This window comes from Gordonia sp. UBA7860 (genome assembly GCF_002500165.1).
GTDB classification, from domain to species: domain Bacteria; phylum Actinomycetota; class Actinomycetes; order Mycobacteriales; family Mycobacteriaceae; genus Gordonia; species Gordonia sputi.
In genome coordinates, this window is the sequence record NZ_DLSO01000058.1 from 1 (window position 1) to 23,390 (window position 23,390).

The window sequence follows — 23,390 nt, forward strand, 5'->3', positions numbered from 1 at the left end:
CAGGTCGTCGGAATCGCAGTCGCAGTGGGCGGAATCGTTCTGATCGGAGTCGACCGCGCGGGCCACAGTTCGCTCGGTGTCGGCATCGTCGTTCCGATCCTGCTCACCGTTCTGGCGGGACTGTCCTGGGCATTCGGCAATATCGGCAACCGCCTCGCATTGCCCCCGAACTCCGGTGACGCACTGCGGATGACGCTGTGGATGTCGGTGGTGCCGCCGATCCCGCTGTACCTGCTGAGCCTCGTTGTCGACGGACCGTCGGCAGGTTTCCACGCCATGGCCACGATCGGCTCGACCTCAGGCCTGATCGCGCTGGCCGGGCTGGCGTATGTGGTGCTGCTCGGAACCATTGCAGGATCGGGTTTGTGGACGTCACTGATGCAGCGCTACCCGGCCAGCCGAGTCGCGCCGATGTCGCTCTTGGTTCCCGTCGTCGGGATCACCGCTGCCTGGCTCTTCCTCGGCGAGCAACCTACCTACGTCGAGATCGGCGGAGCCGCGCTGGTGATCGCCGGATGCGCAGCAGGAGTACTCGCCGCGCCACGCTCGCGGGCCCGCACCACACCCTCTCCCGTTTTCAGTCATTCGAGCGCCGAACCCACCACAAAAGCCCAGGTCGGCGCCAGCAGCGCCGCCGAAAATGACTGAAAACGGGTTACGACACCAAGCTCCCCACCCGAAATGCTCGTCGCGATCGATAGGTCGCAATCGATAGACCATCCCTACTGCTCACCGAGTCGTCAGAGGGCGTCGCCACGACCTCATACTGTTAGACGCCCTAGTATTCAGGGGTCGAACCAGCATCAGGGTTGGGTGCGATAGGCCCACCTGGGGACGCACGAGGGGATGATCAACGAGATGTCGCACGCCGAAGGCTCGCAGCCGTCATCGTGGCCGAAATTGGATGGCCGCGAGGACGACGAGGGTCGGATCGACACGTCGTTCGGTGCGGACCAGCCCCCGTCGGACGCTCCCCAACCGCCGCAACCCTCGCACGCACAATTCACCCCGCCGCCCGTGGCGCAGGTCAACTGGTACACGGGTAGGTCGGGCGAGGCGCCGCAGACACCCGAGATTCCGGTCGCTCAGTACCTCCCGAACGATCAGCATCCCGCACCGCAGCCGCCAGCTGGTTATCCGGCCGATCCCCACCAGGCAGTTCCCGGCGCGGCCTACCCGCCTGCGCCTGTGCAGCAACCAGGACCTCCCTGGCCTCACTACCCCGAGCCGAACTTCCCCGACCCCCATTACTACGGCGACCCCTACGAGGGGGGACCGCAACAGCCGGGAATGCAACCAGGTGCCCAGTTGCCCGGAGCTCCCGGTGCCGCGAATCCGAATCAGCAACCGGCGACACCGTTCTCGGCGCGCGGAGCCGGGTGGCGGCGAGCACTGCGCACCGTGTCGGGCGGTCTGATCAATCTGGGCGAGAGCAAGTCGCAACAACAACTCGACGAGATGATCGCACGCATCCGTCGGCCGATCGCCGGCGATTTCCGTCTGGCAGTGCTCTCCCTCAAGGGTGGCGTCGGAAAGACCACGACGACAATCGGACTCGGATCCGCGTTCGCATCGCTGCGCGGGGACCGGGTGATCGCGGTCGATGCAAACCCAGACTTCGGGACACTCGGCCGACGTGTCCCGCAGCAAACCGGCTCGACGGTGCGCTCGCTGCTCAACGACCCGAACGTCACCCGGTACGCCGACGTTCGGCGCCACACGTCCCAATCCGCGAGCCATCTGGAAGTGCTTGCATCCGAACGCGATCCGGCGATATCGGAATCCTTCAGCGCCGACGACTACCTTGACGTCATCGGAATCCTGGAGAACTACTACAACATCATCATGACCGACTGCGGTACCGGTCTCTTGCATTCGGCGATGGAGGGCGTCCTGAGTTCGGCAACCGCTATCGTCCTCGTCACGTCACCGGCCGTCGACGGCGCCGAAAGTGCCGCAGCCACACTGGATTGGCTCAACGCTCACGGCTATCAGCGACTGGTACAGCAGGCCGTCGTGGTGATCTCCGCGTCGAAGCCGGGAGGCGCGCCGATCGATCTGGACATGCTGACCGAGCATTTCCTCGGCCGGACGCGGGCGGTGCAGATCATCCCATTCGATGACCATCTCGCGACCGGCGCGCAGATCGACCTCGATTACATGAACCGCGACACCCGCAATGCATTCCTGGAACTTGCTGCGACAGTGTCGGATTCATTCAATCCGGGAATGCCGGACGCAGGTGCCGGCATGCAAGGATTCCAAGGGCCGCTCGGCGTACCCGGGTTCCAAGGACCTCCGCCCGGATTCCAGGGTCCGCCGACCGGGTACCAAGGACCTCAACCCGGGTTCCAGGCGCCGGCGCCCGAGTACCAAGCACCTGCGCCTGGCTACCAGGCGCCGCCGGCTGGCTACCAGGGTCCGCCGCCCGGGTTCCAACCCCCACCCGGCTACCAGGGCCCTCCGCCTGGGTACCAGGCACCTTCTGCGGGGCACGAAGCACCTCCGGTCGGCTATCAGGGGCCACCGCAGGGGTACCAGGGCACTCCGACGGGTGCTCAGGGGTATCCAACCGGGCAGTCCGACACCCCGCCGCAACCGTATCCGGCTGCGCCGCAAAGCCATTACGAACCAGCGGCACAGGAATCGATCCCCCCAGCCGACCAGAGGTTCTGAGCGACTCTACGGCTGGGCGCCGCTGAGCTTTCCGAGTTCATCGGGGCAGTAGCTCTGCGCCGCGAGGCCGAGGACCTGACCGGACTCGGCCTCGTTGAGTCCGTTCCCCACCTTGCGGAGGGCGTCGAGTAGTCCGTCGCCCGCCTTGAGATTCGCGCACACCTGCTTGCCCGCCGTCACTGCGGCCGCGTCGTCGAGAAAGTGGATGTTGAGTTGTTTGAGACCTTCCAGATAGAACTGATCACCTTGCTGCGGTAGCGATTTCGCGGCGTCAGGTGTCGAGGAAGTCGAAGTCGGCTGCGCCGAATCGCTGTCGCCACCGCCACATCCAGCAAGCCCGACAACCACCACGGCCATCGCCGGGGCCATCATCGCCCTGATGATCGAGCGTCCACTTTTCGGCATCGTCATGCCACTCCCCCATGTGTAGAAAGGTCTGATCAAGCCCCGAACCGTCGACCACTCTACTGACGCGAGACGCCGATCAGCGCAGGGCGTCGGACACCACGTCGGTGAACCGCGAGATTGCTTGACTCGCAACGGAACTGAACGCCGCCATGTTGGCGAAACCGTGGATCAGCGGCCCCTCTCGCTGCAACGTGACAGGCACTCCAGCGGCTCCGAGAGCATCGGCGTATGCGATCCCTTCGTCACGCAGCGGATCGAAGCCGGCGACCACGACGTGTGCGGGAGGTAGGCTTGAAAGGTCTTGTGCGAGTAGCGGAGAGACGCGCGGATCGGCTCGCTGGGCAGGATCGGGCACGTACGCGTCTGTGAAATCAGCGATGCGTTCGCCGGTCAAGAAGTAGCCCTTCGCGAACTCGCGCGCCGAGCCGTGTTCGCCGACGGAATCGGTCTTGGGATAGATCAAGAGCTGCAGCATCGGAGTGATCGGCTCACCACGGACCTCCTGCGCGACGACCGCTGCGAGATTGCCGCCAGCACTGTCGCCTGCCACGACGATCCGGTCGCTCGGGATACCCCAGCCCGGGGCGGCGTCGACCGCACCGCGCCAGGCCGCGAGGGCGTCGTCGACCGCTGCGGGGAAGGGGTTCTCCGGCGCGAGTCGATACTCGACGGACACAACGTCGGCGCCGGTGCCGACGGCGAGCCTGCGCGCGAGCGGGTCGTGACTCCTGCGACTGCCCGTGGTGAAACCGCCGCCATGGAAGAACAGGATCAACCCACGGCTCTCAACGCCCGCGCGATAGCGCGTCACCGGGATAGGACCTGCCGGGCCGTCGAACTCGAGGTCCTCCTCGACGGCCAGCACCGGGAGTTTCTCTGCGGTGAGCGCGGTGATCCGCGCCAATCCGCTGCGCGCCTTGCCGATCGTCGGCCCGCCCATGTCGGCGTTCGGAAGGACTGCTGTCACAGCCGCGGCGGCCAGCATCTCGACGCTGACGTGGTCGCCGTCTGCGTTGACCGGACACCACCGCGACACTGCACCGAACACCTGCGGTGGCACGTGGCCGATGACTCGCAAGAGCGAGCGGACGGGTCGTAGCGGCGGGGACAGCGTGGGGTTGGTGGCGCGGCTCACGGCCGCGAGACTACCCCGCGCAGGGGCGTGGTCTCGACAAGCTCGACCAGCGAGGGCGGCTCGACCAGCGGGGCGCAGCTCGACCAGCGAGGGGCCAGCGCGACCAGCGGGGCGCAACTCGACCAGCGAGGGGCCAGCGCGACCCCGGCCGCGCGCTGCGCCCCGACGGCGGGCCGTGGGGCGCTGTGACAGACTCTCCCCATGCCCGACCGCGTCCCCGCTCCGGGTGGCTCGACCACCCGTGTCCCCGTTCGTACGTCGCTAGCCCTCGGAGCTGCGTCGGCTGCCCGCTGGGCGTCGCGCACCGCGGGGCGCGGCAAGGGATCGATGATCGGCGGCCTGGTCGCCGAGAAGATCGACCCGAACATCATGGGCCGTCTCGCCGCCGGAAAGCGGACCGCGCTGATCACCGGAACGAACGGAAAGTCGACGACCACACGCATGACCGCCGCCGCCCTGGCCGAACTCGGCGAGGTCGCCACCCAGGCCGACGGCGCCAACATGGACGCGGGCATCATCGCGACGCTCAGCCTGCAGCGGTCGGCGCCGGTCGCGGCACTCGAGGTCGACGAGTTGCACGTTCCGCATGTGAGCGACGCCGTCGACCCCGAGGTCGTGGTGATGCTCAACCTCTCACGCGACCAACTCGACCGCGTCGGCGAGATCAACATGATCGAACGACGGCTTCGCGAGGGCGTCGCACGCCACCCCGATACGACCGTGATTGCAAACTGCGACGACGTTCTGGTCACCTCCGCCGCATTCGACGCCCCGAAGGTCGTCTGGGTTGCTGCGGGAGCCAGCTGGGTCGGCGATTCGGTGAGCTGCCCGCGCACCGGTGAGCCGATCGCGCGCACCTCCGGCGACCCCACCGACCCGTCGATTCAGAGCGGCGTCGACTGGTATTCCACCGGCGATCCGACGTTCCGTCGTCCGACGCCCCAGTGGTGGGTCGACGACGAAAAGATCTATGGCCCTGACGGATTCGAGGCGTCCATGACGTTGAGCGTGCCCGGCCGCGCCAATCGTGGCAACGCCGCGCAGGCCGTTGCCGCTGCCGTCGCGATGGGTGCCGATCCCGCCAAGGCCGTTGCCGCTGTCAGCACGGTCGGCGAGGTGGCCGGGCGCTACGGCATCCACCAGGTCGGCAATCATTCCGTGCGCACGCTGCTCGCCAAGAACCCCGCGGGGTGGCAGGAAGCGCTCTCGATGATCGATCAGGACGCCGACGGCCTGGTCATCGCCGTCAACGGTCAGGTCCCCGACGGCGAGGACCTCTCGTGGCTCTGGGACGTGCGGTTCGAGGCGTTCGAGACGATGCAGGTGGTCGCGGCCGGCGAACGCGCCGCCGACTTGTCGGTCCGACTCCTCTACGCAGGCGCCGAGCACACCACCATCCCCGACACCATGGAAGCCATCGCCTCCTGCCCGCCCGGACGCGTCGAGGTACTGGCCAACTACACCGCGTTCCGCGATCTCGGCGTCGCAATCGAACGCGCCGAGCGCGCACGGAAGGGACAGTGATGAGTACTTCGACGCTGCGCATCGGCCTTGTTCTGCCCGACGTCATGGGAACCTACGGTGACGGCGGCAACGCGCTGATCCTCCGGCAGCGAGCACGTATGCGCGGCATCGACGCCGAGATCGTGCAGATCACCCTCGACGACGAGGTGCCCGACTCGCTCGACGTCTACACCCTCGGCGGCGCTGAAGACTACGCGCAGCGGCTCGCGACGCGGCATCTCACTCGGTACCCGGGTCTGCAGCGGGCCGCGGCCGCCGGACGTCCCGTGCTCGCCATCTGCGCCGCAATCCAGGTGCTCGGCCACTGGTACGAGACATCGGCAGGCGAACGCGTCGACGGCATCTCACTCTTCGACCTCACCACATCCCCGCAGGCCACACGCAGTATCGGCGAGGTGGTCACCGACCCGGTGATGCCAGGACTGACCGATCAGCTCACCGGATTCGAGAACCACCGCGGGGGCACAACGCTGGGGTCCGACGCCGCGCCGCTCGCGAAGGTCCGCCACGGTGTCGGCAATGGTGTCGGTGACGGGACCGAGGGTGTCGTGCAGGGCTCAGTACTCGGGACGTACATGCACGGTCCGGCGCTGGCTAGAAACCCGCAGCTCGCCGACCTGCTCCTGGCGCGCGCGATGGGCGTCGACTCGCTCGCGCCGCTGGAGCTTTCCGAAGTGGACCGGCTGCGCAGCGAACGGCTCGCCGCCGGGCGTCGAGGCTGAGCGCCTGACCCGCCAGCCGAGCGCTCACCCCGCCGGTCGAGCGCTCATCCCGCTGGTCGAGCGTGTCGAGACCACCCGCCGGTCGAGCGTGTCGAGACCACCCGCCGGTCGAGCGGCTTACTCCGTTGGTCGAGCCTGTCGAGACCACCACGCCCGCCGGAAACGCGAGCACTTCTCCGGCCCGCAGATGGCGCAGTCGGTGCCCGATCGGAAGTGCTCATGCGCTGTGCGGGGATGACCGCAGCGGCACGTCGGGTCGGGATCGCGCCCCGCGAGCCGTCGCATCTTCTCGCTCATGGACGCCGTCACTTCCGTTCTGCTGCACACCGCTACGACGCGGACACCGTTATCAGGCAGATCGTATCCACTCCATCGCCGGCTCCGATATGAAGGTTCACCTCAGCGGCTCGATCAGTCACGCGCCCGCGTCGTCGACCACAGGTAACCCCGCGTGGCGGCCGGCGGCGCGCAGGACCCCGCGCAGCATCGCGGGCGTCAGGCGTCCGGTGAACGTATTGTGTTGGCTCACGTGATAACTCGCGAAAAGCGTGAGTTCGCGGTCGCCGCGTCGAATTGCGGTCTGCGCACCGTGACCGAACTTCGGTCTTGGCCGCGCAACCTCCCACCCGAGACCGGCGAACCCGGTCAGCGCCGCTTGCCAACCGAACGCGCCGAGCACGAACACCGACCGCAAAGTCGGTGCGAGAAGGTCGATTTCGTTGTGTAGCCAGTGCGCGCACTGATCTCGCTCGGCCGGCGTCGGCTTGTTCTGCGGAGGCGCGCAATGCACGGGCGCGGTGATCCGCACACCGGTCAGTTCCAAGCCGTCGTCGATGGAGACCGCAGTCGGCTTGTTGGCGAGCCCTACGTCGTAGAGAGCACGGTAGAGCACGTCGCCACTCTGGTCCCCGGTGAACATTCGGCCTGTCCGGTTGGCGCCGTGCGCCGCGGGTGCCAGCCCGAGGATGAGCATGGCGGCGTCGGCCGGACCGAATCCGGGAATCGGCCTACCCCAATAGGTTTGATCGGCGAAGGCTGCACGCTTCTCACGGGCGACCAATTCACGCCAGGCAACAAGTCGCGGGCACACACGGCATTGGATCAGCGCCGCGTCGAGTGTCGCGATGCTGCGGTAGGCCATGAGCTCACGGTACGCGGGTCAATCCAACACCCGGCACCGCTCACGCGTGCGGTCGACGGCAAACCAGCCGCGCTCGAATTGCTGCCACATCGCCAGGTGTGCCCTCGACGATTCTCCGTCTCGTGCCACAGCGCGGTCGAGCCGCTCCTCGGGCGTACCGCCGTCGAGCCACAGTGAGTACGTCAACCGGTCGGCGATCCGACGCCGCGCCGCCGACACCCCTTCGATGATCAGCAGTGGCTCCCAGCGATACCAGACCCGCTTGCCGATCGTCGGCTCGCCGTCGACCCACTCACGTGGGCGATATCGGTAGTCGCGGCGTCGGACAAAGGCATGCAACACATCGGATTCCATCTCTGGCCACCACGCCACAGGATCGTCCCAGGTGGCGAAATCGTCGGTGCGGACGAGGACAACGCCGGTACCGCGGGCGTGAAGTTTGTCCACCAGGGTGTCGGCGACGGTCGTCTTGCCCGATCCGGACGGCCCGTCGATGGCGACGATCCCCGACACCATCTCCGCGGCCAACTCGTCGAGTTGGGCATCGAGCTCAGGCGAGAGCGAGCCCATCGAGCGTGCACCGTCTCCCACCAGCGCGCTGGTTTCAGGCAAGGACCCGCCGCCCCGACAGCGCCCGGCCAAGGGTGAGCTCGTCGGCGAATTCCAGGTCGCCACCCATCGGCAGGCCCGAAGCCAGGCGAGTCACCGACAGCCCCGGGAAGTCTTTGAGCATGCGCAGGAGGTAGGTCGCGGTGGCCTCCCCCTCAGTGTTGGGGTCGGTGGCCACGATCACCTCGGTGACGTCGACGCCGTCGGGCTGATTGGCGAGGCGTCGAAGCAGCTCGCGGATGCGCAGTTGGTCCGGTCCGATCCCCGACAGCGGATCGAGCGCCCCGCCGAGCACGTGATAGCGACCGTGGAACTCCTTGGTCCGCTCGATCGCGTGGACATCCTTGGGCTCCTCCACGACGCAGATCTTGGTGGCGTCGCGACGGGCGTCGGCGCAGATGCGGCACAGCCGCTCGGCCGAGACGTTGCCGCATTCGGCACAGAACGTGACGTCGTCGCGGACGTGGCCGAGGGCAGCGATGAGTCGGTCGATGTCGGACTTCTCACCGGCGAGCAGGTGGAAGGCGATGCGCTGCGCACCCTTGGGGCCGAGCCCTGGCTGTTTGGCCAGCTCGTCGATCAGATCCTGGATGGGGCCCTCGTACATGAATCCTCAGCCGAGGCCGGGAAGTCCGCCGCCGAGTCCGCCTGCGAGCGGTCCCATCTTCTGGCTGGTCAACTCGTCGCGCTTGGACGCGAGATCCGACAGTGCGCCGAGGACCAGATCTTGCAGCGTCTCGACGTCGTCGGCGTCGACGACCTTGGGATCGATGGTCACCGCGGTGACCTCGCCGGTACCCGTTCCGGTCACGGTGACCAGCCCGTTGCCCGCCGAACCGGTGACCTCGGTTGCCGCGATCTCCTCCTGCGCCGCGAGCAACTTCTCCTGCATCTGCTGCGCCTGAGCGAGCAGACCCGCCATCGGATTCTCGCCGCCGTCACCGCCGCCGAACAGGGAACTGGGGTCAAAAGGTTGAGTCACGTTAACCAGGGTAGTCGGTGCGCTCACCGCAGCAGTCGCTCGACATGCTCGATGATCTCGTCGACACTCTCGTCACCGACCGGCGTGATCTGGAAGGAGAGCACGTTGTCGCCGAAAAGCCTGCCCGCCTTCGGGGTGAGAGCGAACTCGATCCGATCGTCGTCGACGCGACGCCACTCGACCACCCCGCCATAGACGGGCGCGCTGGCTCCCGTGGTGACGCAATAGCCTTCACGACCAGAGCTTCCACCGCCAGAGCTTTCACGGCCACCCGCTTCGGCGTCGACAACCAGGTCGCGCTGAATCTGGAAGCAGCCCATCGATTCGTCGTCGATGAAGACGACGGCCTCGCACCCGAGATCGGGATGTCGCTCGTAGGAGGCGTGGATGGTCACAAATCTCAGCCTAGCGGTGCATTCGCGGCCGATCGAGCCCGTGTCCGGGTGCTGCTACGTACACAACTCGTACCTGAGCGAGGGGCCGCGACAACAATTTCGATGGCCCCCCGCTGACGTCATGATTGTGTACGCACTCGCTCACTCAGTCCGGATGGGCGCGTGTTCCGGCTGTCTACCGCTGACGAATCTGCGCGGCTCCCCGGTCAGCGGATCGTCGAACTCCAAGCTGTGCGCGAGTAGGCGCAGCGGCCGGGTGAAGTCGCCACGATCAGGCAATTCGGCCAGGTCGGGGCGTACGTCGGGGTACAGCGGATCGTCGACGATGGGTACCCCGAGCAACGCCATGTGCAGCCGGAGTTGGTGGGTGCGTCCGGTGTGCGGGCGCAGTCTGTAGAGGCCATGGCCAGACCCGGCATCCGCGATCAGACTGATCTCGCTGACCGCGTTGACTTCACCGTCGACGACCAAAGCCCGCAGGTCGCCAGCAGTTTTCTCGATGCGGTTCCGCACGGTTGCCGGAGTGCGCAGCGCGTCGTCGAGGGGCGCGAGCGCACGGTATTCCTTGCGTGCGAGTCGTCGTGCGAACAGATCCTGATACGCCGCGCGGACCTGCGGGCGGGCTGTGAACAACAGCACGCCGGACGTCAGCCGGTCGAGCCGGTGAGCGGGCGCGAGCGCGTCGTTGCCGAGTTCACGCCGCAGCCGCACCAACGCGGTCTGGGTGACGTGCCGCCCGCGCGGCATGGTCGCGAGGAACGGTGGTTTGTCGACGACGACGATGTTCTCGTCGCGGAACAGGATCGGCAGGTCGAAGGGGATCTCGATCTCGTCGGGCAGATCCCGATACAGGTAGTACGACGTGTTGGCGCGGGCAGGAGCGTCGAGGTCGGCAGGGTTGCCGTCTGCGTCGACGACGTCACCGGCGGCAGTCCGCCCCCGCAGGTCGTCGAGCGTCAGGTCGGCCAGCGAAGGGCTGGCCAGCAGCGACTCCCCGACCGTCAGCTCCTCGCCGTGGCGCACCACGACGCGCGTCGCGTCGACGCCGTCGCGCACCGGTAGTGGCGAGGGCCGAGCACGGCCGCGACGTCGTGGTGTCCGGGGATCGTCCTGCGGACTCATCGTGCGAACCGGTCCGCAGAGCTGGGCTACTTCTCGACCCGCGCCTTGAGATTCGCGAGCAGCTGAGCCTGGATCTTGGCGAGACCCTTGGGCGCGAACGTCTTCTCGAAGAAGCCGCCGATGCCGCTGGCGTTGGAATTCCACGTGGTGGTCGTGGTGACCTTGGAACCGCTACCTGCCGGGGCGACCTTGTACGTCGTCACCATCGACGAGTTCTCGTCACGCTCGGTGATCGTGTCCGGAACCACGGTGACCGTCGCCTTGACGTCGCGCTGGCGCTTGGAGGTCGCCTGCAGAATCCAATGCACCACCGTGCCGTCGCCCTGGCCGCCGCTGATGACCTTGTAGTCGCGGTACTGCTCGGGAAGGATCGCCGGACGCGCGTCGACGTAGTCGGCGAGAACTCCGATCACCTGGTCGGGACTTGCGGCGATGTCGATCGTTTGACTGGCGGAAATCTCACCCACGACGGGCACTCCTTCATGGCAGATTGGCGGGCGTGCTGATCAGGTCCTAGGCTAGCCAAGTGACTTCTGGACGGTTGGAGATGGGGGCACAGGCTTTCGACGACGGGGTTGCCACCCTTCTGGCCAGCTATCGGGCGATTCCGCCAGGAGCAACGGTCCGTCTCGCGAAAAAGACGTCGAACCTGTTTCGTGCGCGCGCCAAGAATCCGCATCCCGGCCTCGATGTATCGGGTCTCGATCGGGTGATCTCCGTCGATCCGATTGCCAAGACCGCCGACGTCGCGGGAATGTGCACATACGAGAATCTGGTCGCCGCTACGCTGCCGTACGGGCTGGCGCCGCTGGTGGTGCCGCAACTCAAGACCATCACCCTCGGCGGTGCGGTCACGGGCCTCGGTATCGAGAGCACCTCCTTCCGTAACGGCCTGCCGCACGAGTCGGTGCTCGAGATCGACATTCTGACCGGCGACGGCTCCATCGTCACCGCGACGCCGACCAACGAGAACTCCGACCTCTTCTTCGGTTTCCCCAACTCGTATGGGACGCTGGGGTATTCGGTCAGATTGAAGATCGAGCTCGAAACAGTGCAGCCGTACGTTGCATTGCGCCACATACGTTTTCACGATCTTGCGACACTGCAGTCGACGATGAACACCATCGCCGACGAACGTAGCTACGACGGCGAGCGCGTCGATTACCTCGACGGTGTGGTGTTCACCGCCGACGAGGCGTACCTGACCGTCGGCCGCCAAACCGACGAGGCCGGTCCGGTCAGCGACTACACCGGGATGGACATCTACTACCGCTCCATCCAGCACGATTCCGGGATCAAGCGCGATCGCCTGACCATCCACGACTATCTCTGGCGCTGGGACACCGACTGGTTCTGGTGTTCACGAGCCTTCGGTGCCCAGAACCCCAGAATTCGACGTCTCTGGCCAAAGAGGTTGCTGCGCAGCAGCTTCTACTGGAAGTTGATCGGCTACGACCAGCGCTTCGACATCGCCGACAGACTCAACAAGCGCAAGGGGTTGCCCGCCAACGAGCGGGTGGTGCAAGACATCGAGGTTCCCATCGAGAACACCACCGCGTACCTCGAGTGGTTCCTCGAAAACATTCCGATCGAGCCGGTGTGGTTGTGCCCGTTGCGTTTACGTGAGCCGGCGCTAGCTGTCGCCGACGCCGCACGCCCCTGGCCGCTCTACCCGCTCGAACCCAAGCGCACCTACGTCAACGTCGGCTTCTGGTCGGCGGTGCCCGTGACGCCCGACGACCCGGGACACGCCAACAAGCTCATCGAGCGAGAGGTGGCCGATCTCGACGGACACAAATCGCTGTATTCGGAATCCTTCTACTCCCCCGTAGAGTTCGACGAACTCTACGGTGGCGAACACTATCGACTCCTGAAGAAGCGGTACGACCCTCGCGGACGGCTTCTCGACCTCTATGCGAAAGCGGTGAAACGGCAATGACCACGTTCCAGGACAACGTACCCGCAACTCCCCCGGAAGCCTCGCCGGGCAAAATGACGCTTGCACAGATCTTCGAGTCGCTCGTCGGCGGAAATCTCAGCATCAGAATCACCGCGTACGACGGCAGCTCGGCAGGCCCCGTCGACGCCGAGTACGGGTTGAACCTCAAGAACTCTCGTGGCACAACGTATCTCGTCACCGCACCCGGCGACCTCGGACTGGCGCGCGCGTACGTGTCGGGCGACCTCGAATTGATCGGTGCCCACCCCGGCGACCCCTACGAGGCGCTACGCGCTCTTGCCGCCGACCTCGAGTTCAAGCGTCCGTCTCCCCTGACGTTGGCGAATGTGGCCCGCTCGCTGGGCATCGAGCATTTCAAGCCGATCGCGCCGCCACCCCAGGAAGCGCTGCCACGCTGGCGACGCTTCGCAGAAGGCCTGCGGCACAGCAAGTCTCGCGACGCCGAGGTCATCCATCATCACTACGACGTGTCGAACACCTTCTACGAGTGGGTCCTCGGGCCGTCGATGACCTACACCTGCGCGGTCTATCCCGACCTCGAGGCGTCGTTGGAGACGGCCCAGGAGAACAAGTACCGCCTGATCTTCGACAAGCTGCGTCTCAAGCCGGGCGATCGCCTGCTCGACATCGGTTGCGGCTGGGGCGGAATGGTGCGCTACGCAGCGTCGCGCGGGGTCAAGGCACTCGGTGTCACGCTCTCCGCAGAACAGGCCGAGTGGGCCCAGAAGAAGATCATCGACGAGGGACTCAGCGAACTCGCCGAGGTGCGGTTCAGTGATTACCGCGACGTGACCGAGAGTGACTTCGACGCCGTCTCGTCGATCGGACTCACCGAGCACATCGGCGTCCACAACTACCCGGCGTACTTCACCTTCATCCGCGACAAGCTCCGGGTCGGCGGAATGATGCTGAACCACTGCATCACCCGCCCCGACAACTTCAAGAACGCGCGCGCCGGGTCGTTCATCGACCGCTACGTCTTCCCCGACGGCGAACTCACCGGCTCCGGCAAGATCATCTCGAAGATCCAGGACATCGGCGGACTCGAGGTGCTGCACGAGGAGAACTTACGTCCGCACTACGCCATGACGCTGCGTGACTGGAACCGCAACCTCGTCGAGCATTGGGACGAGGCCGTCGAAGAGGTCACCGAGGGCACCGCGCGGCTATGGGGCCTGTACATGGCCGGATGCCGAATCGGCTTCGAGCGCAACATCGTTCAGCTTCACCACGTCCTGGCGACCAAGCTCGACGACTACGGTCAGAGTGATCTCCCGCTGCGCCCGTGGTGGGACGCGTAGGCGCTACATCTCAAGCCCGCCGACGGCTACCCCGCTGCCGTCGGCGGTGAACCCGGTGCCCTCGCACGGTGGTCCCGGCGGCGTCGACGACCATCCCGGCGGCGTCGGCGACTCTCGGCTCACTCCAGCGGACGGGCACCGAGTTCGGTCTGTAGTAACTCCATCGCCAACTTGTTCGGGTCGAATCGTCCCTCGGGAGCCGCGTTCTGGACTTCGGCGACCATCTCGGCGCGCTCGGACTCGGGAATGTCGTCGTCTTGACGGGGCGGCTCGGGCTCCTCTGGTTCGGGCGGAACGTCTTGTGTGGCGGCCGCTTGCGCCTGACCGTCGGATCCCGATCGCGCGCGACTCGGTCGCGAGAAGGTCTGGGTTCGACGCTGCTGCCGATCGGATTGCGGCGCAGCGCTCTTCGTCGATGCGTTGAGGTCGACGACCTTGTGTACTGTCGCGACGTCGAGTTCGGTCCCGAATACCTCGGCGAACGCCTCACGCATGATGCCGACCGCGTGCGGGGCCGACAACCGACCCACGAGTACCTCGATCGGATGCGCGAGCACGACGGTGTTGTCGCGGATCTCGTCGATCACCGCATTCGACAACATCGGTTCGAGGCTCTTCGAACGCTCGCGGACTGCGGCGCGGACTTCCTGGAACCGCTTACGTGCCGACTCGACGTCGAGGCCCGACGGAGGCTCGGGTTCTGGGTGCGGTTCGGGTTCGACGACCCGCGGTGCCGACGGACGGCCGTCGTCGGGAATGGGGGCCTCGAACTCGTCGACCGGCTCGTCCGGCAGCGGGATCTCGTCGTCGACGAACGCCGCCGACGGTGCAGACTCCTGCTCCGGTGCAGCTGGCCGTTCGGGCGCTGCCGCCGCGTTGGACACAGGCTCCGGCGTCTCGGGTGGGGCGGGGGTGGCCGCCTCTTCACGCTTGGGCATCGGACGCGTCGGCTCGGCCGGAGCATCGACCACTGGGCGCTCCTGCGCTGCCGCCGGGGCAGCCGGGGGCGTCGGAGCGGAGGCGGGAGAATCGCCGGCCGGGGGCGTCGGAGCAGTGGCGGGGACTGGAGGTGCCGATGGCGCGGAGGCGGTCGGGGCCGCGGACTGAACGGTCGGCGCCTCGTCGGCTGCTTTCCGCTGCGAGGGGCGCACGTACTTCGGCGGGTCGACCGGCGGGGGGGCGGGCGCTGCCGTGGGGGCACCCTCGGCTCGCGCAGACGCCGAAGGCGTTGCACCCCCGGCGTTTCCACCGGCCGGAGCCACACCCGACTCGAGCCGCTCCAACCGTTGGAGCAGCGCGGCATCGTCGGCCGAGACCGCGGGCAGCAACATCCGTGCGCACATCACCTCGAGCAGCAGTCGCGGCGACGTGGTGCCGCGCATCTCGCCGAGCGCTTCGTGCACGATCTCGGCGAAGCGGGTGAGCCCGCCGGGCCCGAGGTGCTCGATCTGACCCTGCATTCGTGCGAGTTGATCGCCGGGCGCTTCGACGAGTCCACGTTCGGCCGCGTCTGGAACTGCTTGCAGCAGAATGAGATCGCGCAACCGCTCGAGAAGGTCGACGGCGAAACGTCGAGGATCGTGCCCGGCGTCGACGACCTTCTCGACCGTCGCGAACAGCGCTGCGCCATCGGAGGCGGCGAGGGCGTCGATGGCGTCGTCGATGAGTGCGATGTCGGTGACACCGAGCAGGGCGAGGGCACGGTCGTAGGTGACGCCCTCGTCGGACGCACCTGCGAGTAGCTGGTCGAGGATCGACAGTGAGTCGCGCGGTGAGCCGCCTCCAGCGCGGATGACCAACGGATAGACATCCGGCGCTACGACGACGCCCTCTTTGGCGCAGATGTTCTCGAGCAGCCCGCGCATGACCGGCGGCGCGAGGAGGCGGAACGGGTAGTGGTGCGTCCGCGAGCGGATGGTGGGCAAGACCTTCTCGGGCTCGGTGGTGGCGAAGACGAAGATGAGGTGCTCCGGCGGCTCCTCGACGATCTTCAGCAACGCATTGAACCCCGCGTTGGTGACCATGTGCGCCTCGTCGACGATGAACACGCGATACCGCGACTCCGACGGGGCGTAGAAGGCACGGTCGCGCAGTTCACGCGTGTCGTCGACGCCACCGTGGCTGGCGGCGTCGAGTTCGATCACGTCGAGGTTGCCCGGCCCGCCCGGCGCGAGGGCCACACACGACGAGCAGACGCCACACGGCGTCGACGTCGGGCCCTGCTCGCAGTTCAGTGAGCGCGCGAGGATGCGGGCCGACGACGTCTTGCCGCAACCGCGCGGTCCGGAGAACAGATACGCGTGATTGATGCGGTTTCCGTCGAGGGCGCGGCTGAGCGGATCGGTGACGTGCTCCTGCCCGACGACTTCGGCGAACGTTGCCGGACGATAGGTGCGATACAGAGCCACGCGTCGAGAATACCGGCGATCACCGACACCTCGACCCACTGCCCCGTGGGTGTGCATACTGCACCGGAGCTCGCAGAAACCAACGCCTCACGGGCGGAGCACACGTACCGGTACAGCCGTTCGGCCCCATAGACGTAACTATCTGCGCACGCTTGCTAGTCACACAGCCGGTCCCGTGGCGCCCGCGGCACTCTCGGCGCCGAACCGATCGCGCAGCGCGAACTTGAGCACCTTGCCGGAGGGATTGCGCGGTAGGGCGTCGACGAACTCCAAGCGCAGCGGGAGCTTGTAGCGGGCCAGTCGGTCGGCTGCGAACTCGCGCAGCTCCTCCAGGGTCACGGTCTCGCCGGGAGCCGTGGCGATGACGGCTGTCACTGCTTCGCCCCATTTGGCGTCGGGGAGTCCTACGATGGCGACCTCCGCGACGGCGGGATGGCTGTAGAGCACGCTCTCGACCTCGGCGGGATAGACGTTCTCGCCGCCGCTGATCACCATGTCCTTGACCCTGTCGACGACGTAGACGTAGCCGTCGTCGTCCTCACGCCCGACGTCGCCGGTGTGGAACCAGCCGTCGTCGTCGATCGCGGCGTCGGTGGCGCCCGGGTTGTTCCAATAGCCAACCATCACCTGCGGGCCGCGGACGCAGATCTCGCCCGGCTGCCCCGCCGCGACCTCGGTGTTCGTGGCGTCGACTAGGCGGACGTCCGACAGCGGCAACACCTTGTTTCCTGCTGCACCGATCTTCTTCTCCGATTCGTCGATGCCCATCACGAGGGCCAGTGGTGCCGTCTCGGTGAGGCCGTATCCCTGCGCGAAGGTGACACCCCGGTCGGCGTAGGCACGCATCAGCGGTTCGGGTACCGGCGCCCCGCCGCAGATGAAGTAGCGCAGCGACGACAGATCGGCGGTGGCGAAGGTGGGCACCTGGCTCATGAACAAGAACATCGCCGGCACACCGAACATCGTTGTGACGCGATACTTTTCGATGTCGGAGAGTGCTTGCGTCGGGTCGAAAGCACCCGACAGGATCACGTGGCCGCCCTTCTGGAGCGTGACGAGAGTGGTGACGTTGAGGCCGCCGATGTGAAACAGCGGTGCCGCGGTATAGGTGACGTCGGAGGAGACGGTGTCGAAGCTGAGCAGCGCATTGATGTTGTTCCAGAACAGGTTTCCGTGCGTGAGCATGGCGCCCTTGGGACGGCCGGTGGTCCCCGAGGTGTACATGATGACCGCGACGTCCTCGGCGTCGGCGAACACCGGATCGGCGATCGGCGTGCCGACGGCGAGGAGGTCGTCGAAGCTCTCCCACCCCGATGCCTCCCCCACCGCGACGTACCGGTCGATCGACAGGTCGGAGCGCACCTCGTCGACGACGCTGGTGAGCGTGGCGTCGGCGATCAGTGTCGTCGCACCGCAGTCGTCGAGGATGTAGGCCAGTTCGGGCCCGGTGAGTCGGAAGTTGAGTGGCACGAACGTCGCGCCCGCCCGTGCACAGGCGAACAGTGAGATCAGAAAGGCCGAGTGGTTCGGTCCGAGATAGGCCACCCGGTCCCCCGACCTGACACCGCCGGCGACCAATTGGTCAGCGAGACAATCGATTCGGTGCTGGAACTGTGCGTAACTGAGCGTCTCGTCACCGAAGGTCACCGCCGGATGATCAGGTCCGATCGCGGCGCGGCGTGCCGTCCATGAGCCGAGATCCATCGAATCGGGTACCGCCACTCGTCCAGCCATCACAGACTCCCACCGTCGGTGCGGAGGCACGGTGCACTCCGCCGAGAATGGCATCAGCGTAGGACGACGAGGTGTCCGAGTTCAGTGAATTGGCGATAACCGAATAGTCGATTACTTCAGGTCGGTCACGGCAGAGCACTCCGGCGCACGCAGGGTGAGCAGTCCGTGGTCGACGGCGTTGATGGTGATCTTCACCTTGCCCCGGCCCGGGATTCCGTAGATCTGGTAGCCGCTGTTGTCGCCGATCGAGTGGGTCCAGTGCCGGTAGTAGGTGTGCGTCGGCCCGTTGGGCAGTTGCGTGACGGTGATCCTCGTGTCCGACGCGTAGGGGAAGATCCCCTGGCGTCGGGCGGGCCCGGGTTGAGCCCGCTACAGGTGACGTCGACGACGGCGAAGTGTCTGTTCGCTCAGCTAGCCAATCGTGTCCCGCACGTGATCGGGGTCGGGCACAACGGACACCCGTGGTCTCCGATAGATGACGATGGTCGCGATGGTCGTACAGAGAAAGACCGCGTTGTAGGGATACACCGTGAACCATTCGAGCCAGCTGATTCCGTGTTTGAAGAACAGTCCGATGAGGTAGGCGTCGGGAACCGTCTTGTTGACGAACCAGATCGGGTGCGCGAGATAGGTGCGCCACGAGAACGACACCAGAATCAGGCCTGCGCACGCCGCGCCCGCCAATGTTCGACATAGCGGTGACAGATCAACGCGCAGGATCAGGTTCACGCAGATCACAAGGATCGGCACGAACCACACCCAGTGATGTCCCCACGACATGGGCGAAATCGCGCATGCCGTCATGCCGACGAGGCTCAGCGCCAGCAGTTCCTGGCCGTGGCGGTGCGCGAGTACGGCCGCGTACATACCCAACGCGAGCGCTGCGAGGGCCAGGACACCCCACAGCAACGAATTCGGCGCGTCGGTGTGGATCAGGTTTGCCAACCACCCGCGGATCGACTGATTACCAACGGTTTGCGGTGCGCCGACTCGATTCGAGTCGAAAAGCTTGTCGGTCCAGTAGGCCCAGGATTCGCTTGGCAGCACGATGAATCCGACGACGATGGTGCCGACGAAGCCTGCGATGACTCCGAACATCGCGCGCCAGCGCCGCAGAATTGCCAGATACAGGATGAAGATCAACGGGGTCAGTTTGATTCCCGCGGCAATTCCGGTACCGATGCCCATGCCGCGACTGTTGTCGCCCTTGGGTCTCTCGGCACGCAGCAGGTCGGCCAGGATGATGAGCAATAGAAAAACATTGATCTGGCCGTACCAGACCGTCGTGCGGACCGGTTCGAGCAGCAGCGCGACGGCAATCAGCGAGAGCGCGATGATCCGCAGCGGCCACGTCGCCTGTCTGCCGAGCGAGCGGAAGCACAACATGATCACCAGGTACAGCGCGACGAAAATGCCTGCGGTCCAGACGATTCGGGCCACTTCGAACGACATCAGCGCGAACGGGATGAAGATGATCGCCGAGATGGGCGCGTACGTGTAGTCCATCTGGCCGAGCAGCTTGGCGTCGTACAGGCTGCCACCGTCGAGCACGGTTTGCGTTCCCGCGCGGTACACGTCGAGGTCGAGCTGATTGTCGAAGAGTCCCCAGAACGGCGTCGTGAAGGGAACGATCACGTCCTGCAGCCACACGGCCACGGCGGCCACGAGCAGGAAGCCGACAGCCACGACCCAACGTCGTGAGGCCCTCACCATTGCCGGACTGTCACACGTGTGCCGTCTCGTCAGGATTCGACGTCGGCGAGGAGCTTCTCCGTCGCGGCAAGGAGTACGCAGGTTGCGACGCCGTCCATCGCGACGCGCAGGTCGTCGGTGCTGGGGAAGGTCGGTGCGAGCCGGATGTTGCGGTCGTACGGATCGTGCTTGTACGGGTAGGTCGAGCCGGCGGCCGTCAGCGCGATCCCGGCCTCCTTCGCGAGCGCGATGGTTCGCTTGGCGGCGCCGTCGAGGACGTCGAGGCTGATGAAGTAGCCACCCTCGGGCTCCGACCAAGCCGCGACCTTCGACTCGGCGAGCCGGTCTTCGAGGATCTCGAGCACCAGGCGGAACTTGGGGGCGAGGATCTCACGGTGCTTGGCCATGTGTGCGCGCACACCGTCGGCATCGCCGAAGAACCTCAGGTGGCGAAGCTGGTTGATCTTGTCCGGACCGATCGTCGTGAACGCGAGATTGTCGGTCAGCCACTTCACGTTGGCCGCCGACGACCCGAAGAATGCAACACCCGCTCCCGCGAAGGTGATCTTCGACGTCGAGCCGAACACGTAGACGCGGTTGGGGTGGCCCTCCTGCGCGGCGATGTCGACGATCGGCAGCGGCGTGGGCGGGGCGTCGACAAGCGTGTGGACGGCGTAGGCGTTGTCCCAGAAGACACGGAAATCCGGCGCCACCGGCATCGCCATCAGGGCACGTGCCACGTCTTCGCTGTAGGTGGCGCCCGTGGGGTTGGAGTAGGTGGGCACGGCCCACAGACCCTTGATCGACGGATCGTCGGCAACCAACTGCGCGCAGACGTCGACGTCGGGGCCGTTCGGGAGCATCGGCACCGGGATCATCTCGATGCCATAGTGCTCGGTGATTGCGAAGTGGCGGTCGTAGCCGGGCGACGGGCACAGGAACTTGACTGTCTCGCCGGTCGACGACCAGGACGCCGGAGAGTCGGGAGTGCCCTTGAGCAGCGAGGACACCACCACCTGGTGCATCAGGTCGAGGCTGGCATTGCCGAAGGCGATCAGGTTGTCGGCGTCGACCGCGAGCAGCTCGGCGAAGATCGCGCGGAGCTCCGGCAGTCCACTGACTCCGCCGTAGTTGCGACAGTCGGTGCCGGAGGCGTCTCGGTAGTCGCCGAGGCCGGGCAACGACAGCAGCTCGTTGGAGAGGTCGAGTTGTTCCGGCGCGGGCTTACCGCGGGTGAGATCCAGCTTCAGCCCAGCGGACAGCAAACCCTCGTAGAGTTTTCGCAGTTCGTCTTGGGTGGCGCGAAGTTCGTCTGCACTCATCGAGTGGTAGTTCAACGGAAACCTCTCGCCGAACCGGCGCCAGGCTCGATGGCGGCTTTCGGCACGCTTGCGGATCTGAACAAAAGTTAGAGGACCCCGCGCACCCGAGAGAGCCCGTTGACCCTTGCTGCCTTCCGGCCCTGGGGGAGTTCACAGGATGCACGCCGCGCGGGATCCGTCGTCAATTGTAGCGAGCCTTTGCCGCGATGCGTCAGGGGGTCGGCGTGGTTGTCGCCCGGAGGTCGATCAGCGCAGGAGTCGCGGAAGCAGAGCGAGTCGGGCCGCGTAGTCGCGTGGCAGGTAGGCGGAGCGGCTGCGGGTCCAGTCCTGCCCGGAGAACGGGTCGTAGGTCGACGGCATAGCGATGTCCGCGGGCGCATAGGCGTCGAGTCCGTTGGCGCGCGTCGTGTAGACCGCGCGCCATTGATGGTCGGAGAACGCGATGATCCCGGCGACGTCGACGCGTGCCGACGGTCCGCGGAGTTGTGCGACCTTGGCGGCGACACCGTTGGTGGAGAGGTAGACGAGCGTGCCGTCGGGCTTGCGGTCCGGCGGGATCTCGACGACGCCTGCGGCATGGAACTTCGCATGCAGGACGCGGGCGATCTCGGTCTGCGCGTAGATCGGGATGGTGCGGTTGCCGCGCGTGCGGATTGCGGACTCGGCCAGCGCTTCGTTGACCGGGCCCGGTTCGCCGACCGTCCGCGTGGCGTCGACGCCCGGCGGGATGCGGTTCCCGAAGCTGTATGCGATGAGCAGGCTGAAGTCCTTCGCGCTGCGCGTCGGAATGTGCACGGGATCAACTCCGCGCTGTGGCGACGCATGCGCAGGAGCGAAAGCAGCCAATGACGCCATCAGGGCCAGTGCGATCGTCGACGCCGCGAGGGCCAACCGACGACTCGGCTGCAGCGGGCGCGCCGGCCGCGGGCGGTGCGGATGAGGACGGTTGGTCGCTCTGCACGCTGCCATTGTGTCGCTCCTGCCGTCGGCGGGGTAGGTAGGTTCGACCGCCGCCGCGAGCAGCGTTCCGGCTGAACGCGCGTAACCATCCCAGGCGCAGGTGTCCTCGGAGTGAACGACAACCGGTTCAGGGCAGTGACCTGCGGAAACGAAACGAGCCCGACGCAGACATACGCGTCGGGCTCGCTTCTGCTGCGGAGGATAGGAGATTCGAACTCCTGAGGGCTATTAACCCAACCCGCGTTCCAGGCGAGCGCCATAGGCCACTAGGCGAATCCTCCAGGCTTGGCGATAATAACGGCCAATCCACCCCAGACCCAAATTCGTGCGGTCGGCGCCGGGCGTCGATCGGTAGCGTCGAAGGTGCTCCCCCGCCACGGAAAGGTCGACGCCATGCCCACATCCGAATCTCCCTACGTCATTCTCGGCGCGACCGGTAATCAGGGCGGTGCGGTGCTGCACGCCCTGCGGGACGCCGGCAAACCCGTGCGCGCCGTCGTACGGACCACCGATTCGGACAGGTCGCTGGAGCTGGAGGACCGCAGCATCCCGCTGGCCGTCGCCGACATCGTGACCGGAAAGGGGCTCGCCGACGCCTTCGCCGGGGCCGCCGGGGTCTTCGCACTGACGACACCGTTCGAGTCGGGAGCCGACGCCGAGATCGGTCAGGGCGACAACATCATCGCGGCAGCGTCGGCGGCCGGCGTCCCTTACCTGGTGTTCTCGTCGGTCGCGAACGCAGATCGCAGCACCGGCATCCCGCACTTCGACTCGAAGTACGAGGTGGAGAAGAAGCTCGCCGCGTCGAGCATCCCGCACACGATCGTCGGCCCGACCTACTTCTACGACAACCTGCTCGGCGGTCTCGACGCGCTGAAAGCCGGGGTCATCCCGATGGGTATGCCCGCGGACAAGGGCCTCCAGCAACTCTCCCGTAGAGACCTCGGACGATTTGTCGCGATGCTGTTCGATGCCCCCGCCACTTTCACGGGCCGACGCATCGACCTCGCCTCAGACGAGATCACCCCGAACGGAATGGCCGGAGTCGTCAGCGCCGTCACCGGTAAGCAGGTGCACGCGGAATCATTCGACCCCGAACGTATTTCGTCGCCGGACATGCGGGCGATGTTCACGTTCCTGGCGACCGAGGGGTACAGCGTCGACGTCGCAGCGCTGCACGCGGCCTATCCGCAGATCGAGTGGGAGTCGTTCGCGGACTGGGCGCAGCAGGCTCTCGGCTGACCGAAGAATGTGTGTCGTATCGAAGGATGCGGGCGTTGCAGCACACACATCCTTCGA

Annotated in this window: 21 protein-coding genes, 1 tRNA gene and 1 other RNA gene; 7 read left to right on the forward strand and 16 right to left on the reverse strand. The window is 66.2% G+C overall.

All coding sequences use genetic code 11. The features are described 5' to 3' along the window. Together B3T59_RS08235 and B3T59_RS08240 are read left to right on the forward strand one after the other, a co-directional pair. A partial coding sequence (locus tag B3T59_RS08235; RefSeq protein WP_287001977.1) for an EamA family transporter occupies positions 1 to 648 on the forward strand: 648 nt, incomplete at its 5' end. A gap of 210 nt (positions 649 to 858) precedes the next feature. Beyond that, positions 859 to 2,676: an AAA family ATPase gene (locus B3T59_RS08240; RefSeq protein ID WP_287001978.1), complete on the forward strand. Its 1,818-nt coding sequence runs from the start codon at positions 859 to 861 to the stop codon at positions 2,674 to 2,676. Between the two features lie 6 nt (positions 2,677 to 2,682). Here the strand turns inward: B3T59_RS08240 and B3T59_RS08245 are convergent, their stop codons facing one another. Together B3T59_RS08245 and B3T59_RS08250 are read right to left on the reverse strand one after the other, a co-directional pair. Continuing rightward, positions 2,683 to 3,087, reverse strand: coding sequence for a DUF732 domain-containing protein (locus B3T59_RS08245; RefSeq protein ID WP_287001979.1), 405 nt, complete (start codon positions 3,085 to 3,087; stop codon positions 2,683 to 2,685). Between the two features lie 73 nt (positions 3,088 to 3,160). Next, the gene (locus B3T59_RS08250) at positions 3,161 to 4,219 is read right to left on the reverse strand and encodes an alpha/beta hydrolase (protein WP_287001980.1); all 1,059 of its coding nucleotides are present in this window, start codon (positions 4,217 to 4,219) and stop codon (positions 3,161 to 3,163) included. 201 nt (positions 4,220 to 4,420) lie between these two features. Between B3T59_RS08250 and B3T59_RS08255 the strand changes: the two genes are divergently transcribed. Both B3T59_RS08255 and B3T59_RS08260 read left to right on the forward strand, forming a co-directional pair. Beyond that, a complete protein-coding gene (locus B3T59_RS08255) occupies positions 4,421 to 5,743 on the forward strand; it encodes a MurT ligase domain-containing protein (RefSeq protein WP_287001981.1) in 1,323 nt (440 codons plus the stop codon). Next, positions 5,743 to 6,465 carry a type 1 glutamine amidotransferase gene (locus B3T59_RS08260; protein ID WP_064863320.1) on the forward strand — a complete coding sequence of 241 codons (723 nt, stop codon included), beginning with the start codon at positions 5,743 to 5,745 and terminating at the stop codon, positions 6,463 to 6,465. The genes B3T59_RS08255 and B3T59_RS08260 overlap by 1 nt, the downstream gene beginning before the upstream one ends. Positions 6,466 to 6,880: 415 nt before the next feature. On the opposite strand, the gene B3T59_RS08265 is transcribed toward B3T59_RS08260, so the two are convergent. From B3T59_RS08265 to B3T59_RS08295, 7 genes are all read right to left on the reverse strand, one after another. Continuing rightward, positions 6,881 to 7,606, reverse strand: coding sequence for a uracil-DNA glycosylase (locus B3T59_RS08265; RefSeq protein WP_064863321.1), 726 nt, complete (start codon positions 7,604 to 7,606; stop codon positions 6,881 to 6,883). Between the two features lie 18 nt (positions 7,607 to 7,624). Next, positions 7,625 to 8,176: a uridine kinase family protein gene (locus tag B3T59_RS08270; RefSeq protein WP_064863327.1), complete on the reverse strand. Its 552-nt coding sequence runs from the start codon at positions 8,174 to 8,176 to the stop codon at positions 7,625 to 7,627. Positions 8,177 to 8,210: 34 nt separating this feature from the next. Then, the gene (gene recR, locus B3T59_RS08275; protein WP_287001982.1) at positions 8,211 to 8,822 is read right to left on the reverse strand and encodes a recombination mediator RecR; all 612 of its coding nucleotides are present in this window, start codon (positions 8,820 to 8,822) and stop codon (positions 8,211 to 8,213) included. Positions 8,823 to 8,828: 6 nt separating this feature from the next. After that, positions 8,829 to 9,197 carry a YbaB/EbfC family nucleoid-associated protein gene (locus B3T59_RS08280; protein ID WP_064863322.1) on the reverse strand — a complete coding sequence of 123 codons (369 nt, stop codon included), beginning with the start codon at positions 9,195 to 9,197 and terminating at the stop codon, positions 8,829 to 8,831. 23 nt (positions 9,198 to 9,220) lie between these two features. Further along, positions 9,221 to 9,592, reverse strand: a complete 372-nt coding sequence (locus B3T59_RS08285; protein WP_287001983.1) for a hypothetical protein — start codon at positions 9,590 to 9,592, stop codon at positions 9,221 to 9,223. A 141-nt stretch (positions 9,593 to 9,733) separates the two neighbouring features. Next, positions 9,734 to 10,714 (reverse strand): pseudouridine synthase, encoded by a 981-nt coding sequence (locus B3T59_RS08290; protein WP_287001984.1) that lies wholly within the window; start codon positions 10,712 to 10,714, stop codon positions 9,734 to 9,736. 26 nt (positions 10,715 to 10,740) lie between these two features. After that, positions 10,741 to 11,181: an SRPBCC family protein gene (locus B3T59_RS08295; RefSeq protein WP_287001985.1), complete on the reverse strand. Its 441-nt coding sequence runs from the start codon at positions 11,179 to 11,181 to the stop codon at positions 10,741 to 10,743. An 80-nt stretch (positions 11,182 to 11,261) separates the two neighbouring features. On the opposite strand from B3T59_RS08295, the gene B3T59_RS08300 reads away from it, so the two are divergent. Beyond that, on the forward strand, positions 11,262 to 12,653 hold the full coding sequence (locus B3T59_RS08300) for an FAD-binding oxidoreductase (protein WP_287001994.1): 1,392 nt from the start codon (positions 11,262 to 11,264) through the stop codon (positions 12,651 to 12,653). Further along, the gene (locus tag B3T59_RS08305) at positions 12,650 to 13,975 is read left to right on the forward strand and encodes a class I SAM-dependent methyltransferase (protein ID WP_287001986.1); all 1,326 of its coding nucleotides are present in this window, start codon (positions 12,650 to 12,652) and stop codon (positions 13,973 to 13,975) included. The genes B3T59_RS08300 and B3T59_RS08305 overlap by 4 nt, the downstream gene beginning before the upstream one ends. A 119-nt stretch (positions 13,976 to 14,094) precedes the next feature. Here B3T59_RS08305 and B3T59_RS08310 read toward each other — a convergent pair whose 3' ends face one another. The 7 genes from B3T59_RS08310 to B3T59_RS08340 form a co-directional block, all read right to left on the reverse strand. Further along, positions 14,095 to 16,383 carry a DNA polymerase III subunit gamma and tau gene (locus B3T59_RS08310; RefSeq protein ID WP_287001987.1) on the reverse strand — a complete coding sequence of 763 codons (2,289 nt, stop codon included), beginning with the start codon at positions 16,381 to 16,383 and terminating at the stop codon, positions 14,095 to 14,097. Between the two features lie 159 nt (positions 16,384 to 16,542). Beyond that, a complete protein-coding gene (locus B3T59_RS08315) occupies positions 16,543 to 18,117 on the reverse strand; it encodes an acyl-CoA synthetase (RefSeq protein WP_287001988.1) in 1,575 nt (524 codons plus the stop codon). 411 nt (positions 18,118 to 18,528) lie between these two features. Further along, positions 18,529 to 19,830, reverse strand: a complete 1,302-nt coding sequence (locus B3T59_RS08320) for a glycosyltransferase 87 family protein (RefSeq protein WP_287001989.1) — start codon at positions 19,828 to 19,830, stop codon at positions 18,529 to 18,531. A gap of 29 nt (positions 19,831 to 19,859) precedes the next feature. Next, on the reverse strand, positions 19,860 to 21,146 hold the full coding sequence (locus B3T59_RS08325; RefSeq protein ID WP_287001990.1) for an aminotransferase class I/II-fold pyridoxal phosphate-dependent enzyme: 1,287 nt from the start codon (positions 21,144 to 21,146) through the stop codon (positions 19,860 to 19,862). Between the two features lie 70 nt (positions 21,147 to 21,216). Further along, positions 21,217 to 21,311, reverse strand: an RNA gene (ffs, locus tag B3T59_RS08330) — signal recognition particle sRNA small type. Between the two features lie 66 nt (positions 21,312 to 21,377). Then, positions 21,378 to 22,100, reverse strand: coding sequence for a hypothetical protein (locus tag B3T59_RS08335; protein ID WP_287001991.1), 723 nt, complete (start codon positions 22,098 to 22,100; stop codon positions 21,378 to 21,380). A 186-nt stretch (positions 22,101 to 22,286) separates the two neighbouring features. Continuing rightward, positions 22,287 to 22,372, reverse strand: a tRNA-Ser gene (locus tag B3T59_RS08340). A gap of 112 nt (positions 22,373 to 22,484) precedes the next feature. On the opposite strand from B3T59_RS08340, the gene B3T59_RS08345 reads away from it, so the two are divergent. Beyond that, positions 22,485 to 23,333 carry an NmrA family NAD(P)-binding protein gene (locus tag B3T59_RS08345; protein WP_287001992.1) on the forward strand — a complete coding sequence of 283 codons (849 nt, stop codon included), beginning with the start codon at positions 22,485 to 22,487 and terminating at the stop codon, positions 23,331 to 23,333. The last annotated feature ends 57 nt before the right edge of the window (positions 23,334 to 23,390 follow it).

Bases quoted from the DNA above. Each gene is read 5' to 3' on its own strand.
- B3T59_RS08240 (WP_287001978.1), top strand. From the start codon at position 859: ATGTCGCACGCCGAAGGCTCGCAGCCGTCATCGTGGCCGAAATTGGAT.
- B3T59_RS08245 (WP_287001979.1), bottom strand. From the start codon at position 3,087: ATGACGATGCCGAAAAGTGGACGCTCGATCATCAGGGCGATGATGGCC.
- B3T59_RS08255 (WP_287001981.1), top strand. From the start codon at position 4,421: ATGCCCGACCGCGTCCCCGCTCCGGGTGGCTCGACCACCCGTGTCCCC.
- B3T59_RS08260 (WP_064863320.1), top strand. From the start codon at position 5,743: ATGAGTACTTCGACGCTGCGCATCGGCCTTGTTCTGCCCGACGTCATG.
- B3T59_RS08265 (WP_064863321.1), bottom strand. From the start codon at position 7,606: ATGGCCTACCGCAGCATCGCGACACTCGACGCGGCGCTGATCCAATGC.
- B3T59_RS08270 (WP_064863327.1), bottom strand. From the start codon at position 8,176: ATGGGCTCGCTCTCGCCTGAGCTCGATGCCCAACTCGACGAGTTGGCC.
- recR (WP_287001982.1), bottom strand. From the start codon at position 8,822: ATGTACGAGGGCCCCATCCAGGATCTGATCGACGAGCTGGCCAAACAG.
- B3T59_RS08290 (WP_287001984.1), bottom strand. From the start codon at position 10,714: ATGAGTCCGCAGGACGATCCCCGGACACCACGACGTCGCGGCCGTGCT.
- B3T59_RS08300 (WP_287001994.1), top strand. From the start codon at position 11,262: ATGGGGGCACAGGCTTTCGACGACGGGGTTGCCACCCTTCTGGCCAGC.
- B3T59_RS08305 (WP_287001986.1), top strand. From the start codon at position 12,650: ATGACCACGTTCCAGGACAACGTACCCGCAACTCCCCCGGAAGCCTCG.
- B3T59_RS08315 (WP_287001988.1), bottom strand. From the start codon at position 18,117: ATGGCTGGACGAGTGGCGGTACCCGATTCGATGGATCTCGGCTCATGG.
- B3T59_RS08320 (WP_287001989.1), bottom strand. From the start codon at position 19,830: ATGGTGAGGGCCTCACGACGTTGGGTCGTGGCTGTCGGCTTCCTGCTC.
- B3T59_RS08335 (WP_287001991.1), bottom strand. From the start codon at position 22,100: ATGGCAGCGTGCAGAGCGACCAACCGTCCTCATCCGCACCGCCCGCGG.
- B3T59_RS08345 (WP_287001992.1), top strand. From the start codon at position 22,485: ATGCCCACATCCGAATCTCCCTACGTCATTCTCGGCGCGACCGGTAAT.